Genomic DNA, 21519 nt, shown 5'->3' with positions numbered 1-21519 from the left:
GGCTGCGGGTGAGCATGAGAATCGATGGCAGGGTCGAGCGATTCAAACGATGGAGCTGAGCCAATGGGATCGCCAAACAGGGGCGAGACGTTGGGCTACCTCTGTGACATCATTAATGAATTGAAGCAGCTCGCGGATCGCGGCGGGCAACGGACGCTTTCGGCGATCCTGGCGGCAGCGTTGGTGGAAGCCCGCACGCAGAGGGATGATCGGCACCACTAGGGATAGGGGTGAAGACCGTCTCCGGCCGTGCTGCTCGATATCAAGCCGCCGTGCCGCTCGAGCCGCCCCGCCAGCGCCAACTCCATCACGGCGATCTGCACGCTGCGAATCGGCAGGCCGGTGGCGCGTGCGAGACTGTCGATGTCGACGGGTGCTGGGCCGAGCGCGGAGAGAATGCGGCCGCGGTCATCATCGGAAGGTGGCGTGGCGACGTGGAGGGTGGCGAGGGGATCCTCGCGCAGCTGTGGTGGCGGCATGTTAAGCTGAGGCGAGAGCGCCGAGAGAATGTCCGCTGGCTCGGTGACGAAGGTGGCGCCGGATTTCAGCAGTTTGTTGGTTCCTTCAGCGCGAGGGTCGAGAGGGTGCCCTGGCACGGCGAAGACTTCGCGGCCCTGCTCGGCAGCAAGGCGCGCGGTGACGAGGGTGCCGGAGCGGCGTGCGGCCTCGATAATGAGAACCCCGAGCGATAGTCCCGAGACGATGCGGTTGCGACGGGGGAAGTCCTGTCCGCGCGGGGTGAAGCCAAACGGCATCTCGGAGAGAAGGCACCCGCGCTCGCCGATTGCCTGCTGCAGGGTGTCGTGCTCGGGCGGGTAGACATGATCGATGCCGCCGGCGAGTACGGCGATGGTGCCAGTGGAAATCGCGGCCTGGTGTGCTGCGGCGTCGATGCCACGGGCAAGGCCAGAGGCGACGACAAATCCGGCGCGGCCGATTTCTGCTGCAAACAGGCGAGCGAGCTTCGCGCCGGCTGCAGAGCACTGGCGCGAGCCGACGATGGCGATCGTAGGTTTCTGGAGGAGGCTCGTGTCGCCCTTGGCATAAAGCAGCGGCGGGGGGGCATCGAGGGCTGCGAGCGGCGTGGGATAGGCCGGACCGCCCACGAGGATCAGCTCGGTGCCGAAGCGTTCAGCGCGAGAGATTTCCGCTTCGGCCTCGCTCTGTGTGCAAATGCGAATGGGCTGGCGGCGACCGCCACGCCGCGAGAGTTCAGGCAGTGCCTCGAGCGCTGTTCGGGCTGAGCCGTAGTGGCTCAAGAGATCGCGGAAGGTTACTGGGCCGACATTCTCGGAACGTATCAGACGGATGGCCGCGATGCGCTCGGCATCGGGCTGCGGGCGGCGGGCAGTGGCTGGCAACTCACGCCTTGACACCGATCCTTGGCTCCTCTCCGGCCGCGAGGCGGCGAATGTTGGCGCGGTGCTTGTAGATCAGCAGGGCCGACATGAGCCCGGCAAGAAGTGCGGTGGCGCGATCGCCGGTTGCGACCAGGCCCACCGGCGTGAGCAGTGCCGCCACGAGGGCGGAAAGCGAGGAGTAACGCGTCAGGAACGCCACCAAGAGCCAGATGATGCAGAAGGCGACCGCGGCGCGCCAGTCGACGCCGAGCAGGACGCCGATATAGGTGGCGACGCCTTTGCCGCCACGAAAGCCGAGCCAAACCGGGAAGACGTGCCCGAGGAATGCGAAAAGCCCCGCCACGAGCGAGGCAAGAATGGCGACGCCTCCTTCGGCGCCGACCCAATGCCCGACAAGAACCGCGGCCGTACCCTTCAGAGCGTCGAGCAGCAGCGTGAGCGCGGCGAGGCCCTTATGGCCGGTGCGCAGGACGTTGGTAGCGCCGATGTTGCCCGAGCCGATCTTACGCACGTCGCCGAGGCCGGCCGCGTGCGTGAGCAGCAACCCGAAGGGGATTGCGCCGAGGGCATAGCCGACCGCGGCCGCCAGCAGCGTGTGCAGATTGAAGAGTGTGTCCATACCGGGTGGTGGGTTGAGGCGTTACTGTCGGCTGCAGCGTACTGGCAGTCCGTTTGGCCTGCAACCAGAGTGGTCAATGCTGCATCGGGAGCTGCATAGTTCCCATGCTGCGGCCGCGGCTGCCCCTCACCCTAGCCCTCTTCCCGCAAGCGGGGAGAGGGGATCAAGCCCCGTACTGATATACGGTTTCGCCAGCCACGAGCGTGCGCAGGACGCGGCCCTGCATCTTGCTCTCGTCGAACGGGGTGTTCTTGGAGCGGGAGCGCAGCAGGTCCTTGTTGACGACCCACGGCTCGCCCGGATCGAACAGGATAATGTCCGCGATAGCACCTTTGGAGAGCCGGCCAGAGTGCAGGCCGAGCAGCTTCGCGGGGTTAATGGTCATGGCGCGCAGGATGCTCATCAGTGGCAGCTCGCCCGAGTGGTGCAGGCGCAGCGCGGCAGGCAGCAACGTTTCAAGACCGACGGCGCCGTCGGTTGCCTCGGCGAAGGGGCGGCGCTTGTCGTCGGCGTCCTGGGGATCGTGGCTCGACACAATGATGTCGATGTCGCCGGCAGCGAGGCCGCGGACCATTGCGGCGCGATCATCGTCAGAACGCAGCGGCGGGCGCATCTTGAAGAAGGTGCGATAAGGGCCGATGTCGTTCTCGTTCAGCGTCAGGTGGTTGATCGACACGCCGCAGGTGACGGGCAGCTTGCGGGCCTTGGCGCTGCGGATCACTTCAAGGCTTTCGGCGCAGCTGATGGTGGCTGCGTGATAGCGGCCGCGGGTCATTTCGACGAGGCGCACATCGCGCTCGAGCAGGATCGTCTCGGAAGCCTTGGGCACGCCGGGCAGTCCGAGCCGCGCAGCAACCTCGCCCGAGTTCATAGCGCCGCTGGTGGCGAGATAGGGATCCTCGGTGTGATGCACGATGAGGGCGCCGAAGTCGCGGCTGTAGAGCAGCACATTGCGCATCACGCGCGTGTTGGCGACGGATGTTTTGCCGTTGGAAAAGGCGATGGCGCCGGCCCGCTTGAGCAAGCCGATCTCGGTCATCTCCTCGCCTTTGAGGCCCTTGGTCATCGCCGCCATGGTGTGCACGTGCACGATAGCGTTGTCGCGGGCGCGGCGCTGGATGAAGTCGACGAGCGAGACCTGATCGATGACGGGGTTGGTGTCGGGCATCACGACGATGGTGGTGACGCCGCCGGCAGCAGCCGAGTGGCTGGCCGTCTTCAAGGTCTCGCGGTGCTCGTAGCCGGGCTCGCCGGTGAAGACTTGCGCGTCGATGAGGCCAGGGGCGAGAACGTGGCCCTTGCAGTCAATGACGTTGGCGCCTTCCGGTGCGTTGCGGCGCAGATGCGGGCCGACGTCAGCGATGACGCCGTCGCGTATGACAAGGCCGCCGGGTTCATCGCGGTTCGACGCGGGGTCGATGATACGCGCGTTGATAAAGGCTGTGGCGGCCGCGGATTTGGGCTCGCGGGCGGTACGCTTGGCGGTGGTTGATTGTGCGTTCATCGCTTTGGAAGGTTACGGGCCAGCGCTTCGAGCACGGCCATGCGGACGGCGACGCCCATTTCCACCTGCTCGCGGATGACGCTGGAGGAATGGTCGGCGACGGTGGAGGCGATCTCGACGCCGCGGTTCATGGGGCCCGGATGCATGACGATGGCGTCCGGTTTGGCCCGGGCCAGCTTCTCCTGGTCGAGACCGAAGAAGTGGAAATACTCGCGCGTCGAGGGAACGTAGGAGCCCTCCATGCGCTCGCGCTGCAGGCGCAGCATCATGACGACGTCGGCGCCTTCGACGGCCTTCCACATGTCGGTGAAGACCTCGGCGCCGAGACGCTCTGGGGCGGCTGGAAGCAGCGTCGAGGGGGCGGCGATGCGCACGCGTGCGCCGAGCGTGTTGAGCACGACGATGTTGGAGCGTGCGACACGGCTGTGGAGGATGTCGCCGCAGATGGCGACGGTCAGCCCGGCCACGCGGCCCTTGGCGCGACGGATCGTAAGGGCGTCGAGCAAGGCCTGGGTGGGGTGCTGGTGGGCGCCATCGCCGGCGTTGACGACCGAGCAGTCGATTTTCTGCGCCAGAAGCTCGACGGCGCCGGCGGCGTGGTGGCGGACGACGATGATGTCGGGGCGCATGGCGTTCAGCGTCATCGCGGTGTCGATGAGCGTTTCGCCCTTCTGTACCGAGGACGTCGACACATTCATATTCATGACGTCGGCCGAGAGGCGCTTGGCGGCCATCTCGAACGAAGACTGGGTACGGGTCGATGCCTCGAAGAAGAGATTGATCAGTGTTCGACCGCGCAGGACATCGCGCTTTTTGCCCGCCTGACGATTATCGTCGGCGTTGCGGTCGGCGAGATCGAGAAGAAAATTGATTTCTTGTGCGCTCAACCCCTCGACAGTGAGGAGATGGCGATGGGGGAAGTGCAGCGTTTCGACTTTGGCTACGGCATTGGTCATTAAAGGAGCTTCTATAGGGAGACTCAGGCCCGACGGCAACAGCGCAGGGGGCGGTGTCTTGCATGAGTTGGGGAATACGTTAAGGGCCGGTAGCGCCGCACCGGCGTTAATGGCGATAAACTGCCGAAATGGTCGCACCGTCTGAAACGCACGAAGTCTTCAACCAGTCGCCTCCTTTCGAGGATGTGAATCTCTATGCCTCGGACGCCGCGCTGATCGAGGCAGTGGAGCGAGAGGGTGGCGGGCATGCTGCCAAGTCGCTCGATGCGTTCGGGAAAGTGGCGGGCAGTGCCGAGGCGCTGGAACGAGGGCGGATCGCCAATGTGGAGAGCCCGAAGCTTGCCACGCACGATAGGCAGGGGCGTCGCCGCGATGTCGTGACCTTCCATCCAGCGTATCACACTTTGATGCGAACAAGCTGCAATGCCGGTTTGCATAGCTCCGTCTGGGCGCATTTGGGGAAGCGTGGGGTGCTGCGCGCTCCCGGTGCACATGTCGCGCGGGCCGGCGCGTTCTATCTCGCGGCGCAGATGGAAGCGGGACACTGCTGTACGATCACGATGACCAATGCGGCCGTGCCCGTGCTGATGCAGGAGCCGGATGTCGCTGCCGAGTGGGTGCCCCGTGTGCTGCCATTCGAATACGATCCGGCTTTCGTCCCCGCTGAGAACAAGGCGGCGGTGACGCTCGGCATGGGTATGACGGAAAAGCAGGGCGGCACGGATGTGCGCGCGGCGACGACCGTGGCCGAGCCGATCGCGGGAGCCGGACCAGGGCGCGAATATCTGCTCACGGGGCACAAGTGGTTTCTGTCAGCGCCGATGTCGGATGCGTTTTTAGTTCTGGCGCAGGCACAAGGTGGATTGACGTGCTTTCTGGTGCCGCGCTTCCGGCCGGACGGCAGCGTCAACGCGCTCTATCTGCAGCGTCTGAAGGACAAGCTGGGCAATCGCTCCAATGCGTCGTCAGAAGTCGAGTTTCAGGGGGCGTGGGCGCGCGCAATCGGTGAGGAGGGCCGGGGCGTCGCCACCATCATCGAGATGGTGACGTACACGCGGCTCGATTGCGCGATCTCGTCCGCGGGGCTGATGCGTTTTGGGCTGGCCAACGCGGTGCATCATGCAGAGCACCGGACGGTGTTCCAGAAGAAGCTCGTCGATCAGCCAGTGATGCAGCAGGTGCTGGCGGACATGGCGCTGGATGTCGAGGCGGCGACGGCGCTGTCGTTCCGACTGGCGCGTGCTTTCGACCGGGCGGAGGATCCGCGCGCTTCGGCGTGGCGGCGCCTGATGACGCCGGTGACGAAATACTGGGTGTGCAAGATGGCGCCGCCGCTGGTGGCGGAAGCGATGGAGTGCCTGGGCGGCAATGGCTACGTCGAGGAGGCGCCGCTAGCGCGGCTCTATCGCGAAGTGCCGGTCAATTCGATCTGGGAGGGCTCCGGCAACGTGATGGCGCTCGACGTCGCGCGGGTGTTGCAGCGCGAGCCGCTTGCCGTCGCAACCGTCATGGACGAGCTGGCGTCGGCAGCGGGAGATGATCAGCACTTGAGGCGCGCGCATGCGCGGCTCGAGGCGATGCTGCAGGAGCCTAAACTGCTCGACGCGCGCGGGCGCACGCTGGTCGAGGCACTCGCGGTGTTGGGTGCAGCGACGATTCTGCGGGCGCATGCGCCGGCGGCCGTTGCGGATGCGTTCATCGCGACTCGCATCAGCGGCGATCCGCGGTCGACATACGGGCAAGGGCTGGAGCACGCAGACGTGCGCGCGATCCTCAATCGCGCTTCGCCGAACGCGGTTTGAGCGCGCGTTCCGTGCAGATCAGGTGAATAGCCAGGAAGAGACGCCGCCGCGGCGGGCGAGGTCTGCCATCTCGGCGTTGAGCCCGTCGAAAATGCCCTGGGTGGGCACGTCGGGCAGCCAAGGTGCGCCACCAGTGGCCTTCCGATACGAGGCCATGAGTTTGTCCCATGCCTCGGCGTCAAGCTTTCGTTCGGGCGCAAGGCGCGGCGGCAGGCGGCGCAGTCCGCTTTGCGCGGCCAGCCAGGCGTAAGCGGCCTGCCAGACATCGAGAGGAGCTGCCATGTTGTGGCGGCCTTTGAGCTGGGTGATAGCGAGCATGCCGGCTTCACGCGCGTGCGGGCCGATCTCCAGCGTTGCAACGTGCTCGCGCTCGCGGCGGATGGAGAACAGCCGGCAGCGGTCGTCGGCGAGGCGTTCGGCATATTGGTCGGCGCAGTTCTGCATGGCGCGCGCTTCGGTGAGGATCTCGGTTCGGTCGAGCAGCGGCACGAAGGTGTAGCCGCGTACTTGTCCACCCGAAAGCCACGGGTCAGTGAGCACGCCAGGGCCGAGCTGAAGCGTTAGCCGCAGGCGGCTGAGCCAGCTCTTGGCGGCGCACAGCGCAGTGTCGAAGGCGATCTCGGGCCGCCAAGGCACGACGATGAGGCCGTGCGCGCGGGTTTGCTGTGCGCGCGAGTGCCAGGCGTAAGCGGCGAGAATACCGAACATGCGATCAGGCCGGCCGGCCTCGCTGAAGATCGGCTGGTCGGCGAGCCATAGGGCAAAGTCGTCGTTGCAGGCCAGTGCGCCGAACGAAACGGATTCGAGCCACAGGGCGCTGTGCATCGGCGATGCGGGCAAGCGCGTTGCGATGCGGCGCGTGAAGTTCTCGCCGGTCGGCACTGGCGGAATAGCTTTCTGAAAAGCTTCGGGCGGCAGGCGACGTAACCAGAGCGGCAACTCCAGCGTGCGTGCGACAACCTTAAGCGGGGCGCCTTCCTCGATCAGGGAGAGCACGGTTTGGCGTTGCTCGGGCGTGCCTTGCTTGGCTGCAAGCGCGTACATGGCGCCGGGGAAGACGACGGCGAGATCGGCAAGCCGCGGTGATGATCGCATGAGGCGGCGAACCTCGCGGCGCGTTGAACTCGCAAAGCGCCCAGCATAATTTTCGCTCTCGTTGGAGAGAGGCGGCAGCGGCGCGCTACGGCGCGGCTCGCTGCGTGGCCGAATGAGTTTCGTGACTTGCGACATTTACGAATCCACTTCGCCATCGGGCTAACGAGCCCATGAGCGACGGCGTTCCAAAACACTCGCAGGCCATTGCGGCACGCTTTGGACGGGGTGGGGTGTCGCCGTGATTTGCGCGCGGAAGAGTTAATATGCGCGCGTGGAGAAGAGTCGCATGCGATCGAGCGCCCCTTGCAAAATGATGGTCGCAGCAAGCTTGTCGATAACCTGAGCGCGGCGACGGCGGCTGGCATCGGCCTCCAGCAAAGTGCGCTCCGCTTCGGCTGTGGAGAGGCGCTCATCCCATAGAAGGATCGGCAACTCGCAGAGCGCGTTAACATTGCGTGCGAAAGCGCGGGTCGCCTGGACGCGCGGGCCCGACGTGCCATCAAGATTTGTCGGAAGGCCGAGGACGAAGCCGCTGGCTTTATGTTCAGCGGCAAAGCGTAACAGCTCTGCGACGTCTGCCTTGAATTTTGTCCGTCTGATGACGAACAGCGGCGAGGCAATGGTGCGTGTGATATCCGATAGCGCGAGGCCGAGCGTCTTGGTGCCGGCGTCGATGCCGATCAACGGGGTGCGCGCGGGGAGGCCTGTGGCGAAGGCGTCAATATCTTCCGTGGTCGTGCCGGACTGCCGCTCTGCCATCGAATTTGCCATGTAGGCAGCCTGTCCATTGTTGCTGTCGGGGGGCCTCTTATACTCTGCACCGGTCGCCGATGGCCAACCCGGTCGCGGGTGGGCCCCGGCGGTGCGCGGGAGGCACCGCCGGCATATAGCGGCGTGAGGGGATTGGCGAGAAGTGCAGGAACACAGTCCGCCCGCTGGAAGGGCCGCCCAGGCCGGCGGAAACGCTGCGCCGCCGCTTCTGCAGGGAACCGGTGTGCTGGCGCTGTTCGCCGCGACGACATTCCTGTCGGCATTTCTGCTGTTTGCCATCCAGCCGATGTTCGCGAAGATGGTGCTGCCGGTGCTCGGCGGGTCGTCGTCGGTATGGGCAGTGGCGTTGCTGTTCTTCCAGGCGGCGCTGTTGGTCGGCTATGGCTATGCGCATCTGCTGAACGATAAAGTGGGGTTGAAGTCGGCCGGGTTCGTCCACCTGGGATTGGCCGCAATCGCGCTGATCGTGCTGCCGGTCGGGTTGCCGCAGTCCTGGCACGAGCCGCCGCCTGGCGATCCTTATCTGTGGCAGCTTGGATTGTTCAGCATTGCCGTCGGGCTTCCGTTCGTCGCCGTCGCGGCCAACGCGCCATTGCTGCAGGCATGGTTTGCACACTCAGGGCATCCGCACGCGAAGGATCCTTATTTTCTCTATGGCGCGTCCAATCTCGGCAGCCTGCTTGCGCTGCTCGGCTATCCGTTTCTGTTGGAACCCGCGTTCGGGCTGACGGCGCTGAGCCGCGACTGGGCGGCGCTGTACGTCGTGCTGATCGCGGCGATCGCGTGTTGCTATGCGCTGGTGCGGCGTCGCGCGATTACGGATGCGCGGGTGATGGTGATCGAAGAGCAGGAAGAGACAGGGCCTGCGCCCAGCTGGAGCGAGCGGGCAGCGTGGGCGGGGCTGGCGCTCGTGCCGGCAGCGCTGCTCACCGCGTTCACGACGCACATTGCGACGGACATTGCCTCGGCGCCGCTGTTGTGGGTGCTGCCGCTGGCGATCTATCTCCTCACATTCGTGCTCGCGTTCCAGACGCGGTTGCCGCTGCCGATGTGGCTGTTGCTACCGGTGCAGCTTGCGGCGGTGATTTTCGCGCTGCTGGAACTGTCGCAGGTGAAGCACGACAAGTGGGTGCTGACCAGCAGTGCGGGCGTAGCGGCGTTTTTCCTTGCAGCGCTGGTGGCGCACAGGACGCTGTTTCTCAATCGCCCAAAGGCGCGCTATCTCACCGAATTCTATTTGTGGATGTCGTTCGGCGGCGTGCTGGGCGGATTGTTCGCGGCGCTGATTGCCCCGCGCATCTTCTCGGAGGTGTACGAGTATCCGTTGCTGATTGCGCTGTCTCTGGCGTGCCGGCCCGGCGTGCTGAGCGGCGGGAAATCAACCGCACGTGAGCTGGTGTGGATATTCTCGATCTTCGCGGTGGGGATGGCGCTCATCTGGCGCGGTCCATTGCTTGCCGCGGAGCATGGGTGGACGTTCGGCGAGTGGGGGACGACGCCGGTCATCACGGCGATCTTTGCCGCAATGGTCGTGGCGCTGTGGGGGCATGGCGCGCGCCAGCTCACGGCGGCGCTGATGATGTTTGCAGCCGTTGCGATGTTGCCGTCGGCGGTGAAGCGCGGATTTGCGCAACGCAGCTACTATGGGGTGTATCGCGTCAGCCAGTCGGAACTGGGCGACTACAATGTGCTGACGCATGGCACGACGCTGCATGGCGCACAGCGGTTGCGCGATGATCTCGGCAACATCATCGCCGACGTGACGCCGGGCACCTACTACTATCCCGGATCGCCGATGGCCGCGGCGGTCAAAATCGTGCAGGACCGCGTCGACGGCGAGGGCGAGCTTGGCCGCTTCGGCATTGTCGGGCTCGGAGCGGGGTCGCTCGCCTGCTACTCGCGCAAGCACGAGGCGTGGCGCTTCTTCGAGATCGATCCGGTGGTGGTCGACATCGCGTCGAAGTGGAACCACTTCACGTTCATCGCCAACTGCCAGCCGAAGCTCGACGTGGTGATCGGAGACGCGCGTCTCACCCTCGCCAAGGAGCCAGACAACAGCTTCGACCTCATCATCGTCGATGCGTTCACTTCGGACGCCGTGCCGGTGCACCTGCTAACCGCGGAGGCGCTGCAACTCTATGCCCGCAAGTTGACCGACAAGGGCGTTGTGGTGCTGCACATCTCGAACCGGTATCTGGACCTCGATTCTGTGCTGGGGGCGACGCTACCCTTGGTGCCGGCACTGAAGGGGCTGATCGTTTCGGATGACAGCGCCGATGGGTCATATGCCGAGAACAGCTCGACAATTGCCGTGTTCGCCAAGGATTCGCTGGTGCTGGACCCCTTCCGGGCCCTAGACGGGGCGCAGGACTTCCGCACCGGCGGGGTTTCGGCATGGACCGACGATGCCTCGGACATCCTGGGGCCGTTCTTGTCGCAGTGGCGTGGCAGCGACGGGGAAGCGGTCGAACCGAGGGACCGGGGCACCCCTTGAAGTTGCGCCCATGCCTTACCGGGGCTAAGAGTGCCTCGCGCTTTATCCAAAGCGACGTTCAACTCAAGACGGCGAGGAGCCATGCGGGTCGACGAGACGACTGTGCGGCGCATTGCGCGGCTGGCGCGCATCAAGATTTCCGACGCAGAAGCCAAAGGACTGGAGCAGGAGCTTTCCGGAATCCTCAACTGGGTCGAACAGCTCAATCAAGTCGACACCTCGACGGTGGAGCCGATGACGCGGGTGGTGCCGATCGAGCTGACGAAGCGCGCGGACGTCGTCAATGACGGCGAGATCGCCGACGACGTCGTCAAGAACGCTCCGATGGTCGAAGACCACTTTTTCGTGGTGCCGAAGGTGGTGGAGTAGTCACTGTGACAGAACTTACCAAGCTCACCATCGCGGAAGCGCGAGAGAAGCTGCGTGCGAAGGAAGTATCGGCCACGGAGCTGACGCAAGCCTTCATTGACGCGATCGAGACGGCCAATCCCTCGATCAACGCTTACGTGCTGCAGACGCCGGAGCTGGCTCTCGAACAGGCGAAGGAAAGCGACAAGCGCCTGAAGGCGGGCGATGCGCGTCCTCTGGAAGGACTGCCGCTCGGAAACAAGGATCTGTTCTGCACCAAGGATGTGCGCACGACCGCGTGCTCGAAGATCCTCGACGACTTCAAGCCCACCTATGAATCGACGGTCGGCTCCAATCTGTGGAATGCCGGCGCGGTGATGCTGGGCAAGCTCAACTGCGACGAGTTCGCGATGGGCTCGTCGAATGAGACGAGCGCTTTCGGGCCCGTCGTCTCGCCCTGGCGCCGAAAGAAAGACGGCAAGGTGACGACCGACAAGCTCGTTCCGGGCGGATCGTCGGGCGGATCGTCGGCGGCTGTGTCGGCTAGCCTGTGCCTTGCTGCCACGGCGACCGATACGGGCGGCTCGATCCGCCAGCCGGCAGCGCTGACCGGTACCGTCGGAATCAAGCCGACGTACGGGCGTTGCTCGCGCTGGGGCATCGTGGCGTTCGCCTCCTCGCTCGATCAGGCCGGCCCGATCGCCAAGACGGTGCGCGATGCGGCGATCATGCTGCGGGCGATGGCGAGCCACGACCCGAAAGATTCCACCTCGGTCGCAACGCCGGTGCCGGACTACGAGATGGCGTTGGCTCAGGGCGTCAAAGGCCTGCGCATCGGCGTGCCGAAGGAATACCGCGTCGAGGGCATGTCGAAGGAGATCGAGAAGCTCTGGCAGGACGGCATTGCCTGGCTGAAGGCCGCCGGGGCCACGATCCACGACATAAGCCTGCCGCACACGAAATACGCTCTTCCGGCCTACTACATCGTCGCCCCGGCCGAGGCCTCGTCGAACCTCGCCCGCTATGATGGCGTGCGTTACGGTCTGCGCGTGCCGGGCAAGGACCTGATCGACACCTACGAGAACACGCGCGCAGCGGGCTTCGGCAAGGAAGTGCGGCGGCGTATTCTGATCGGCACCTACGTGCTGTCGGCCGGCTACTATGACGCCTACTATCTCAAGGCACAGAAAGTGCGCACGTTGATCAAACGCGACTTCGATGACGCGTGGAAATCTGTCGACGTGGTGCTGACGCCGACGACGCCATCGCCCGCGTTCGGGTTCGGAGAGAAGACCGGCGATCCGATTGCGATGTACCTGGAAGACATCTTCACCGTGACGGTGAACATGGCCGGGCTGCCGGGCATCTCGGTGCCGGCGGGTCTCTCCAGCGAGGGCACGCCGCTCGGGCTGCAGCTGATCGGCAAGCCGTTCGACGAGGCGACGCTGTTCCGCGCCGCGCAGGCGATCGAGGATGCGGCGGGCCGCTTCGTCGTCGAGGATCGTTGGTGGGAGGCGGCGTCCGCAAAGAGCGCCGGCGCCAAGAAGGCGGGAGCCAAGTCGAAATGAGCGACCCCAAGCGTCCATGGGAATGCGCCGACATGAGCGAGGTGCGCGATCAGATCGACCGCATCGATCTTGCGCTGGTCGACCTCATTGCGGAGCGCTTCGGGTACGTCGATCGTGCTTGGCAATTGAAGAAGAACCCTGCCGATGCCGTGGTGCCGTGGCGCATCCAGCAGGTGATCGACAAGGTGAAGGTGCGCGCCGACGAAAAGGGCGTGCCGCCTGAGCTGGCCGAGGCGTTGTGGCGGCAGATGATCGGCTGGTTCGTGCAGTACGAGGAAGAAAAGCTGCGCCTGCAGACCGAAGGCAACGGCGACAAGGGAGCCTAGCGGTGGAGATCGTTCCGTTCGATCCCTGGACTCTCGTGATGATCGCAGCTCTCAATCCGGCGATCATCATTGTGGCCTTCATGCTCGGCCGCCGTGCCGATCAGTGGCAGAAGCTGATCGTCGCCGCATTCGCCGCCTCGCTGGCCGGTTACATTCTCTATTGGCTTGCCGCCGCTGTCGGGCTGATGCCCGTGCACGCGCTGGGCGGGGAAGCCGCCGTGTTCCTGATGGGCTTCCTGCTCGGCCTCGTCTGGGCTGGCCTGGGTTATTTTCTGGCGCCCCGCCGCGGCTGATCGAGGATCGAAGTCGATCGCTCAACCTCGTACAGAGTCGTGTGGAGCAGCTGAACCCGGCCGCCGAAGCGAACAACAGCAAGGCGCTCGTTAGGCATCAGGTAGACAACTTGGCCCCGACTCCCAAAGAAATACGCGAAGCCTCCTTGTAGCCGCTCACCTGGCCGGTCGAGCACGTTGTGATAGACGAAATTTTCGTAATGCCCGACGTGTAGCGACGACGGCTCGACGTCGAGACCCATCATCTGGCGCCACATTGGCTCGGGTAGGAATGGTGCACCGGGTTTGCCGTTATCGAGCAGGAATTGTGCAACCATCAGCCAGTCAATAGGTCGTGCGTAGATGCAGCAATAGGGCGTGACCGAAAGATCGGGTCCGTAGCGCCGCCATGCTGCTTCGGCGGCGCCGGCCGGTTTCCAGATCTTCTCGCTCAAGATCTCCTGCAGCGGCTTCCCGTAGGCCCGCTCCAGCACCTCGCCGACGATTGCCGTGTTCACGTTCTGATAGCTATAGCTTCCGCTCGTGCACGTTGGCGCAACGACATCGTCAGGCTGGGGTCGCAAATGCGCCTCGATGCTCCTGAGCCCCTGCATATGCAGTCGGGCCATCGGCCCGAACAGATTGAGCTTGCTGGCTTCGAGATCTTTCAGCTCTAGGCCTACAGTTTGCTTCTTGGCGCCGTTCTCGAATGCGATGCCGCTGCGCATATCCAGGAAGCGGCAAAGCGGCAGTCGTCCCGATTCTGTGCCTGACAATTCCGAGAGCAAAAGCCCGAGTGGGAGCTGGCGGGAGGATATGCGTCCTTCGGATATCGCCTTCAGAGTTAGCGCTCCAACGAGGCTCTTTGCCAATGAATAGGAGTTGAGCTTGGTCTCGCGCGTAATGCCTTGCGCATAATGTTCCATGACGATTTGGCCGTTGTGGATCGCGAGGATCGCCCGGCCATCGGTCTCGGTGAACGATGCTTGAAGCTTGGCGTTAGGATCGGCAATTGGCTCGGCCCTTTGGGGCGCAATCTCGTCGGCGCCGCCGATCTGGGCGAAGGTTCCGGGCGCTGGCCAGGTGGCTGCGGGATAGCCCTCCCATAGCAGCCGCGGCAGGTACGGCGCATAGGCCGATGCAGCCAGAGGGGCTATCACTAACAGTAGCGCTGGGAGGTACAGCCACTTGTTTTTCATGGATCGCATCGGTCTATGGTGGGTAGCCGCGCTGAATTAAGGAAGCCAGCGGCACGACCATAGTGGTCTGTCCGCCAGTTTGGCGATCACCCTGCCTGCCGCTTTGGCCGAAGTTTCCGGTTATGCCTGAAAAGTGCCACTTCTTTCCGGCATTCGCTTTCCCGCGGGGACCGACAGGGTGATGTCGTTCCGGGGGTATTGCGTAATGACACAGGTGAACGGCGCCGAGGCGCGCGCGCTCAAAAGCGCGTTCGTGATCAATCGCGGCGTGACGATTATCGGGGCACTGCAACTCGACGGCCCCGTGTGCATCGAAGGTATTATCGACGGGGAAGTGCGCTGCTCGACGCTGAAGATTTCCGAGCGCGGCGAGGTGGGCGGGCTCATTGTCGCCGACAAGGTGGTGGTGCTGGGCGAGTTCTCGGGCGCGATCTATGCGCGTGAGCTTACGCTGGGCGCCGGCTGCAACGTCGAAGGCCAGATCTACCACAAGAAGCTGGTGCTGGAGGAAGGCTGCTACTTCGAGGGGCAGTCGCGACGGCACGGCGATCCGCTGAAAATTGCCCCCCTGCCGCTGGAGCTGGAAGAGGCTGAAGCCGAGGATCACTAGGTCGCACGGTCCCCGATGGCTTGCTCCGCCGGGCGCCCTGCGATAACGAGGGCGCATCCGAGGAGCATTGCCATGCAAGAGACAGCCAAGGCCAGCAAGTCCAAGAACCTGATCGAAGGCGCCACCGGCAGCTGGGAGATCATCGTCGGGCTCGAGGTTCACGCGCAGGTGGCCTCGCAGTCGAAGCTGTTCTCGGGCGCATCGACGACGTTCGGCGCCGATCCGAACAGCCATGTTTCTCTCGTCGACGCGGCGATGCCGGGCATGCTGCCGGTGATCAATTCCGAGTGCATCGCGCAGGCGGTGCGCACGGGGCTCGGCCTCAACGCCAAGATCAATCTCAGGAGCGTGTTCGACCGGAAGAACTATTTTTATCCGGACCTGCCGCAGGGCTACCAGATCAGCCAGTACCAGCAGCCGATCGTCGGCGAGGGCGAAGTCGAGATCGACGTCGACGGCGAGACGATGACGATCGGCATCGAGCGCCTGCATCTGGAGCAGGATGCGGGCAAGTCGGTGCACGACCAGCATCCCGACTATTCCTACGTCGACCTCAACCGCTCGGGCGTGGCGCTGATGGAGATCGTGTCGCGTCCCGACATGCGCTCGTCCAAGCAGGCGCAGGCGTACGTGTCGAAGCTGCGCACCATCCTGCGGTATCTGGGCACGTCCGACGCGGACATGGAAAAGGGCAACCTGCGCGCCGACGTCAACGTGTCGGTGCGCAAGCCCGGCGACAAGCTCGGCACGCGCTGCGAGATCAAGAACGTCAACTCGATCCGCTTCATCGGTCAGGCGATCGAGGTGGAAGCGCGCCGGCAGATCGACATCATCGAGGCTGGTGGTGCTATCGACCAGGAGACACGCCTGTTCGATCCGGGCAAGGGCGAGACGCGGTCGATGCGCTCGAAGGAAGAGGCGCACGACTATCGCTACTTCCCCGATCCGGACCTGCTGCCGCTCGAGCTGTCGATGGAATACGTCGGCGAGCTGGAGAAGGACCTGCCGGAGCTGCCGGATGCGAAGAAGCAGCGCTTCATGCAGGAGTTCGGGCTTTCCGACTACGACGCAAACGTGCTCGTGGCCGAGCGGGAATCCGCCGACTACTTCGAGGCGGTTGCGCAGGGCCGCGATGGTAAGCTTGCCGCCAACTGGGTGATCAACGAGCTGTTCGGGCGCCTCAACAAGGAAGGCAAGTCGATCGAGGCATCGCCAATGTCGGCGCAGCAGCTCGGCGCCATTGTCGATCTCATCGCGTCGGGCACCATCTCGGGCAAGATCGCCAAGGACCTGTTCGAGATCGTCTGGACCGAGGGCGGTGATCCGGCCGAGATCGTCGACACGCGCGGCATGAAGCAGGTGACCGACACCGGCGCCATCGAGAAGGCCGTCGACGAGATCATCGCTGCCAACCCGGATAAGGTGGAGCAGGTGAAGGCGAAGCCGAGCATGCTGGGCTGGTTTGTCGGCCAGGTGATGAAGGCGTCGGGCGGCAAGGCCAATCCGCAGGCCGTCAACGACATCCTCAAGGCGAAGCTCGGGATCTGACCGGGCCAGACGCGCTTTGCTAATTGAAGCCGGGCGGTGAACGCTGCCATGGGTAGCCCATGGCGCCTTTCATGTGTCCGTATCGATAAAGCTCGCGCATGTAGCGCAGGTCGAACCGCTCCGTATACGGCTCGGTGAAATCATCGCCCATGATCGCGAGCTTGAACCCAATGTCATCGCGCTTGGTCGTCGAATAGATGCGATAGAGATCGCCGACAGCCGTGCTGGAGATCATCGTCTCTATGGCGCGCTGGGCGATCTCGAGTGTCTGGCGCGGCACTTCCGCCGGCGGTGGGCTGACGAGGCCGTTGCGGATGATATAGGCGGTCGTCTTCGATTGCGGACGAACGGCGTCGATGATCTGCCGCATGTCGAGTTGTGGCGGATAGAGGAATACCTGTGAGACGGTGCCTCCGTCGACGTGCATCTCCTGATGCGTGCCGTCCTTGAGCTTGGCATCGAGCATGACGGGCGGGAACAATCCTGGCACCGCTGCGGATGCCAGGATGATCTTGCGCGTCAGATCGAGGCGCCGGGGATTGTCGCTGGCGGCGATGGCGCCGACGTTCCAGATCACCAGCTTGCCGCTGTCGAGATTGGTCGTCGAGATCAGCAGCAGGCGCCCGGTGCGGTATTCGAAGGCGATGCGATTGAGCACGTCCTCGGTGAGATAGCGCGAGATGGTGCGGTAGAGGGGAGAAGAATCCATCATCGCGTCATCGGTGATGGCGGCGACCAGATAGCGCTTGGAGATGATGTCCTTGATGTTGGTCTTGGTATACATCGCCTCGAGCGCTCCATCATAATCGGTGCCGAGGAAGGCGAAGGGTGCGGTCAATGCGCCGGTGCTGGTGCCGGTGACGATGGTGAATTTCGGCCGGTTGCCGTGTTCGCTCCAGCCGGTGAGCAGGCCTGCACCGAAGGCGCCATCTTCCTGGCCGCCCGAGAGCGCCAGCAGGTCGATGTTGCGCTCAGTGCTGGGTCTCGTTGAAAGCGCCCAGCGGATTTCCTCTGTCAGGGCGGCGGTATCGTCGAGGGAGAAGCGGCTGCGGGGAACGTGCGCGAAATCGAGCGAGCCCGTCAGCGAGGCAGGAACTGCATGCAGCCGGTCTGGCGCCGCGCAGCCGCCGGCGCATAGCAACCCGGCAAAGAGAATGCTCGCCCACAAGTGCTTTCGCACAGCCTGCGCCGCCCCGATAAACTCTGATCCACCCCGCCTCGCTAAAGCTGACGCTTCCGGAGGCCTTGCCTTTCTGTGAGGGGAATCTGGCGCCTCAGGGCCGGTTCTGGTCCAAACTCGGGACGAATTGTTTCGCAACGTTTCCCTTGGCTCGATGCGGAAACATATGGATGGCCTGGATGGCCGCATCAAAGCAGCGCCTTGGCACGCACTGCCGTGTTCCTTAATGTCGAGAGATGATTGATCCTCGCCTTCATGCGCCTGCGGTGGCGCGCAATCGAGTTCCCATCTGGAATGTGCTGAAGCCCAATTTACCGGCGCGTGGGCTGGTTCTGGAGATTGCCAGCGGCTCGGGCGAGCACGCAGTGCACTTTGCCCAGCTGGCCGGTCCCAACTTGGTTTTCCAGCCGACGGATCAGAACGCCGACGCGCGCGCCAGCATAGATGCGTGGGCGGCGCGGGTGCAGCTCAGCAATATCCGCCCGTCCCTGCCGCTCGATGCGGCGCAGGACGTCTGGCCGGTGGATCGCGCCGATGCGGTGCTGTGTATCAACATGATCCATATCTCGCCATGGGCGGCGACGATCGGCCTGATGCGTGGCGCCGTCCGCGTGCTGCCGCCGGGCGGGCTTCTGTTCCTCTACGGGCCCTATCGCCGGAATGGCGCTCACACGGCTGACAGCAACGAAGCGTTCGACGCCGATCTCAGGCGGCGCAATCCGGAATGGGGCGTGCGCGATCTCGAGGAGGTCGCACAGGCTGCTGCTGAAGCTGGCTTCGGGGTGCCGCAGGTCGAGGAAATGCCGGCCAACAATCTGTCGGTGCTGTTCCGCCGGACAGCTTGAGGACATAATATTCAACCAATAGGTTGACTATTGCCGCGCGATGGGCAATATTCAACCTCATGGTTGAATTAAACACATCGCGGCTCGACGCCGTCTTCCACGCCCTCGGAGATGCAACCCGGCGGCACATGCTGCGCGAACTCGCCAATGGCGAACGAAGCGTCAGCCAGCTCGCTGAGCCCTTCTCCATCTCATTGGCCGCCGCCTCCAAGCACATCAAGGCGCTGGAGAGCGCGGGCCTCATTCATCGCGAAGTACGTGGCCGCACGCACCTGTGCCGCCTCGCTCCCGGGCCACTCGCCAGCGCGCACGAATGGCTCTGCTTCTACGAGCGCTTCTGGACCGAACGTCTCGATGTGCTCGACCAGCTCCTCCGCAGCGAGGATGCGTGCAAGCCCTCGGCTCTCAATCAAGGAGATGACAAATGAACGACGTCGTGACCGCCGGCGACTATGGAGTTTTGACCGAACCCGCCACGTTGACGATCCAGCGCATTCTGCCGGGTCCTATCGAGCGCGTATGGGAGTATCTCACCGATAGTGAGTTACGGCGTCGGTGGCTGGCGGCGGGCGATATGGAGCTGATTGTTGGCGCGCCTTTCGAGCTCGTATGGCGCAACGACGAGCTTACCGATCCACCCGGTAAGCGGCCCGAGGGCTTTTCCGACGAATACCGAATGACGAGCCGCATCACCGAGATCGATCCGCCGCGCAAACTGTCGTTCACCTGGTACGAGCGGGGCGAGGTGACGTTCGAGCTTGCACCGAGAGGTGAGCGGGTGCTGCTCACCGTGATCCACCGCCGTATTCCCGACCGCTCTGTTTTGCTGAAGGTCGGCCCCGGCTGGCACAATCACCTCGATATGCTCGTGGCGCGCATCAGCGGCGAGGAGCCAGAGCCGTTCTGGGACAAGTTCGTTCGCTTGCAGAAGGACTACGCACGCCGGATGCCGGCCTGACGGCGGTGGTGCAGCAGCGGGTAGCGCGATGGATGTTGCGCTACTTCGCTCTCATTGGGCGGCGCGGCGGCCGGAGGCGTCGATCAGCTCGAGCGCCTGGCCGTCGAAGGCGAGCAGCTCGAGAGATGAGCAGATCTTGGCGATGATTGCGGTGTCGTGGTTTTCCTCGGCCGTGTTGATCGTCCAGCATTCGTCATCGCCCGCCGGGAGACGAAATTCGTAGGCGTCGCCGTCCTCGGTGAGGCTGCCGAGCCAACCGCGATCGCCCTTGTTCTCCCACTCGATCTTGGGAAACAGCCGTGTCAGCTTATCCTTGATGATGTCGGCGTTCTGCAGGCACAGATTGCTGGCAGTGATGTCCGCCATGGCGTTGATGGCACCGCGCGGTTCAAACATCATGAAGTCGTAGCTCATGCGGCGGATCGCTTTCCGTTGTCGCCCGAGAGGAAGGCGCGATAGGCGGGATTGTCCGTCTCGTCCCAGTAGGGATAGGACAGTTTTTCGAGGCTGCGTTTCAGGTCCTCGCGCTCGGGTGGCGGCACCTCGATGCCGGCGAGCACTCGGCCGTAATCGGCGCCATGGTTGCGGTAATGGAACAGCGAGATGTTCCACCGGTCGGAGAGGCTGTCGAGGAATTGCAGCAGCGCACCCGGGCGCTCGGGGAACTGGAAGCGGAGGACGACTTCGTCCTTGAGGCCGGACGTGCGCCCGCCGACCATGTAGCGGACGTGCAGCTTGGCCATCTCGTTATTGCTCATATCGACGACGGCGTAACCGTGCTTCTGCAGCATGGCGATGATGTCGAGCTTGTCGCGTTCGCCGCCGGTGAGACGGACGCCGACGAAGATGTGCGCTTCACCCGGACCTGCATAGCGGTAGTTGAACTCAGTGATGAAGCGCTTGCCCAGCAGCTCGATGAAGCGGCGGTAGCTGCCGGGCTGCTCGGGGATCGAAACGGCGAGCAGTGCCTCGCGATGCTCACCGATCTCGGCGCGCTCGGAGATGTGGCGCAGGCGGTCGAAGTCCATGTTGGCGCCGCTATTGATGGCGACGAGGCTGGCGCCGGAGCCGTTGCCCTCCTCGACGTATTTCTTCAGGCCGGCGAGGGAGAGCGCGCCGGCAGGCTCGGGGATGGCGCGCGTATCTTCAAATATGTCTTTGATGGCGGAGCAGACTTCGTCGGTCGTTACGGTTATGACGCCGTCGAGATGCTCGCGGCAGAGGCGGAAGGTCTCTTCGCCCACCTGCTTGACGGCGGTGCCGTCGGCGAAGAAGCCGACGTGATCTAGCGTGACGCGCTTGCCGGCGCGAAGCGCCGCCTGCATGCTGGCGGCATCCTCAGATTCAACGCCGATGACCTTCACCTCGGGGCGAAGGAATTTCGTGTAGACCGCGATGCCGGAGGCAAGGCCGCCGCCGCCGACGGGCACGAAGATGGCTTCGATGGGGTCGGGATGACGGCGCAGGATTTCCATGCCGATGGTGCCCTGGCCGGCGATGACCTCGGGGTCGTCATAGGGGTGGATAAAGACGAGGTTGTTTTCTGCTTCGAGCTTGCGCGCGTGCGCGGAAGCCTCATCGAAGTTGTCGCCGAACAGCACGACATTGCCGCCGCGACTGCGCACGGCCTCGATTTTGATGTCGGGCGTGGCGCGCGGCATGACGATGGTCGCCGTCGTGTGCAGCAGCTTGGCAGAAAGGGCGACGCCCTGGGCGTGGTTACCTGCCGAGGCGCAGATGACGCCGCGATCGAGCGCCGCGCGCGAGAGGCCAGCCATCTTGTTATAGGCGCCGCGCAGCTTGAACGAAAACACCGGCTGCAGGTCTTCGCGCTTCAGGAGCACCGTGCTCTGCAGGCGCTTCGACAGGCGCGGCATTGCGTCCAATGGGGTATCCAGTGCCACGTCGTAAACGCGCGCTCCGAGGATCTTTCTGATGTAATCTTGCACGGTAAACCTGCGGGGAATGGGCGAGGCGCGCAATCGGCCGGCCCGGGAATTGTGTGCTGAGGCGATGACTTCTCAGGCTGCAAGCTCTGCGTCAACTGCCAGCGGCGGGCGAGG

At 64.0% G+C, this 21519-nt stretch carries 21 protein-coding genes; 11 read left to right on the top strand and 10 right to left on the bottom strand.

The features are described from left to right. Positions 1–218: 218 nt before the first annotated feature. The 4 genes from dprA to ACP15D_RS06250 all read right to left on the bottom strand — a co-directional run bounded on the left by dprA (position 219) and on the right by ACP15D_RS06250 (position 4440). Complete coding sequence (gene dprA, locus ACP15D_RS06265; RefSeq protein ID WP_424956686.1) at positions 219–1376, bottom strand: DNA-processing protein DprA; 1158 nt, start codon at positions 1374–1376, stop codon at positions 219–221. Continuing rightward, the gene (plsY, locus tag ACP15D_RS06260; RefSeq protein ID WP_424956685.1) at positions 1363–1980 is read right to left on the bottom strand and encodes a glycerol-3-phosphate 1-O-acyltransferase PlsY; all 618 of its coding nucleotides are present in this window, start codon (positions 1978–1980) and stop codon (positions 1363–1365) included. The genes dprA and plsY overlap by 14 nt, the downstream gene beginning before the upstream one ends. A 163-nt stretch (positions 1981–2143) precedes the next feature. Beyond that, the gene (locus tag ACP15D_RS06255; protein WP_424956684.1) at positions 2144–3484 is read right to left on the bottom strand and encodes a dihydroorotase; all 1341 of its coding nucleotides are present in this window, start codon (positions 3482–3484) and stop codon (positions 2144–2146) included. After that, positions 3481–4440, bottom strand: a complete 960-nt coding sequence (locus ACP15D_RS06250) for an aspartate carbamoyltransferase catalytic subunit (RefSeq protein WP_424956683.1) — start codon at positions 4438–4440, stop codon at positions 3481–3483. The genes ACP15D_RS06255 and ACP15D_RS06250 overlap by 4 nt, the downstream gene beginning before the upstream one ends. A 128-nt stretch (positions 4441–4568) precedes the next feature. Between ACP15D_RS06250 and ACP15D_RS06245 the strand changes: the two genes are divergently transcribed. After that, positions 4569–6242 carry an isovaleryl-CoA dehydrogenase gene (locus tag ACP15D_RS06245; protein ID WP_424956682.1) on the top strand — a complete coding sequence of 558 codons (1674 nt, stop codon included), beginning with the start codon at positions 4569–4571 and terminating at the stop codon, positions 6240–6242. 18 nt (positions 6243–6260) lie between these two features. Here the strand turns inward: ACP15D_RS06245 and ACP15D_RS06240 are convergent, their stop codons facing one another. Continuing rightward, positions 6261–7472, bottom strand: coding sequence for a hypothetical protein (locus tag ACP15D_RS06240; protein WP_424956681.1), 1212 nt, complete (start codon positions 7470–7472; stop codon positions 6261–6263). A gap of 123 nt (positions 7473–7595) precedes the next feature. After that, entirely contained in the window at positions 7596–8108 is a 513-nt protein-coding gene (ruvX, locus tag ACP15D_RS06235; protein WP_424956680.1) for a Holliday junction resolvase RuvX, read from the bottom strand. Between the two features lie 142 nt (positions 8109–8250). Here ruvX and ACP15D_RS06230 point away from each other — a divergent pair, with 142 nt between their 5' ends. The 5 genes from ACP15D_RS06230 to ACP15D_RS06210 all read left to right on the top strand — a co-directional run bounded on the left by ACP15D_RS06230 (position 8251) and on the right by ACP15D_RS06210 (position 13137). Continuing rightward, the gene (locus tag ACP15D_RS06230) at positions 8251–10602 is read left to right on the top strand and encodes a fused MFS/spermidine synthase (RefSeq protein WP_424956679.1); all 2352 of its coding nucleotides are present in this window, start codon (positions 8251–8253) and stop codon (positions 10600–10602) included. 81 nt (positions 10603–10683) lie between these two features. Continuing rightward, entirely contained in the window at positions 10684–10971 is a 288-nt protein-coding gene (gatC, locus tag ACP15D_RS06225) for an Asp-tRNA(Asn)/Glu-tRNA(Gln) amidotransferase subunit GatC (protein WP_072372029.1), read from the top strand. Between the two features lie 5 nt (positions 10972–10976). After that, positions 10977–12518: an Asp-tRNA(Asn)/Glu-tRNA(Gln) amidotransferase subunit GatA gene (gene gatA / locus ACP15D_RS06220; RefSeq protein WP_424956678.1), complete on the top strand. Its 1542-nt coding sequence runs from the start codon at positions 10977–10979 to the stop codon at positions 12516–12518. Then, on the top strand, positions 12515–12844 hold the full coding sequence (locus tag ACP15D_RS06215) for a chorismate mutase (RefSeq protein ID WP_424956677.1): 330 nt from the start codon (positions 12515–12517) through the stop codon (positions 12842–12844). The genes gatA and ACP15D_RS06215 overlap by 4 nt, the downstream gene beginning before the upstream one ends. A gap of 2 nt (positions 12845–12846) precedes the next feature. Next, complete coding sequence (locus tag ACP15D_RS06210) at positions 12847–13137, top strand: hypothetical protein (RefSeq protein ID WP_424956676.1); 291 nt, start codon at positions 12847–12849, stop codon at positions 13135–13137. Here ACP15D_RS06210 and ACP15D_RS06205 read toward each other — a convergent pair. Next, complete coding sequence (locus ACP15D_RS06205; RefSeq protein WP_424956675.1) at positions 13110–14315, bottom strand: serine hydrolase domain-containing protein; 1206 nt, start codon at positions 14313–14315, stop codon at positions 13110–13112. The two genes, ACP15D_RS06210 and ACP15D_RS06205, sit on opposite strands and share 28 nt — an antisense overlap. A 205-nt stretch (positions 14316–14520) precedes the next feature. On the opposite strand from ACP15D_RS06205, the gene ACP15D_RS06200 reads away from it, so the two are divergent. Continuing rightward, the gene (locus ACP15D_RS06200) at positions 14521–14925 is read left to right on the top strand and encodes a bactofilin family protein (RefSeq protein WP_072372021.1); all 405 of its coding nucleotides are present in this window, start codon (positions 14521–14523) and stop codon (positions 14923–14925) included. Between the two features lie 72 nt (positions 14926–14997). Then, positions 14998–16473: an Asp-tRNA(Asn)/Glu-tRNA(Gln) amidotransferase subunit GatB gene (gene gatB, locus ACP15D_RS06195; protein WP_424956674.1), complete on the top strand. Its 1476-nt coding sequence runs from the start codon at positions 14998–15000 to the stop codon at positions 16471–16473. Positions 16474–16492: 19 nt separating this feature from the next. Here gatB and ACP15D_RS06190 read toward each other — a convergent pair whose 3' ends face one another. Beyond that, positions 16493–17653 carry a patatin-like phospholipase family protein gene (locus ACP15D_RS06190; RefSeq protein WP_424956673.1) on the bottom strand — a complete coding sequence of 387 codons (1161 nt, stop codon included), beginning with the start codon at positions 17651–17653 and terminating at the stop codon, positions 16493–16495. A 236-nt stretch (positions 17654–17889) separates the two neighbouring features. Here ACP15D_RS06190 and ACP15D_RS06185 point away from each other — a divergent pair, with 236 nt between their 5' ends. From ACP15D_RS06185 to ACP15D_RS06175, 3 genes are read left to right on the top strand one after another with little or no spacing between them, the layout of a single operon-like run. Beyond that, complete coding sequence (locus ACP15D_RS06185; RefSeq protein WP_424956672.1) at positions 17890–18498, top strand: DUF938 domain-containing protein; 609 nt, start codon at positions 17890–17892, stop codon at positions 18496–18498. A 59-nt stretch (positions 18499–18557) separates the two neighbouring features. Continuing rightward, a complete protein-coding gene (locus ACP15D_RS06180) occupies positions 18558–18926 on the top strand; it encodes an ArsR/SmtB family transcription factor (RefSeq protein WP_424956671.1) in 369 nt (122 codons plus the stop codon). Continuing rightward, positions 18923–19456: an SRPBCC family protein gene (locus ACP15D_RS06175; RefSeq protein WP_424956670.1), complete on the top strand. Its 534-nt coding sequence runs from the start codon at positions 18923–18925 to the stop codon at positions 19454–19456. Before ACP15D_RS06180 ends, ACP15D_RS06175 begins: the two co-directional genes overlap by 4 nt. Before the next feature lie 51 nt (positions 19457–19507). Here the strand turns inward: ACP15D_RS06175 and ACP15D_RS06170 are convergent, their stop codons facing one another. Continuing rightward, positions 19508–19870, bottom strand: coding sequence for a hypothetical protein (locus tag ACP15D_RS06170; protein WP_424956669.1), 363 nt, complete (start codon positions 19868–19870; stop codon positions 19508–19510). Then, positions 19867–21405, bottom strand: coding sequence for a threonine ammonia-lyase, biosynthetic (gene ilvA / locus ACP15D_RS06165; protein WP_424956668.1), 1539 nt, complete (start codon positions 21403–21405; stop codon positions 19867–19869). Before ilvA ends, ACP15D_RS06170 begins: the two co-directional genes overlap by 4 nt. Positions 21406–21519: the final 114 nt, after the last annotated feature.

Origin of the sequence: Hyphomicrobium sp. 1Nfss2.1, from assembly GCF_965243865.1 — a bacterium.
Lineage (GTDB): Bacteria > Pseudomonadota > Alphaproteobacteria > Rhizobiales > Hyphomicrobiaceae > Hyphomicrobium_A.
The sequence above is the reverse complement of the archived record's forward strand: the minus strand, read 5'-3'. Positions and strand labels throughout refer to the sequence as shown.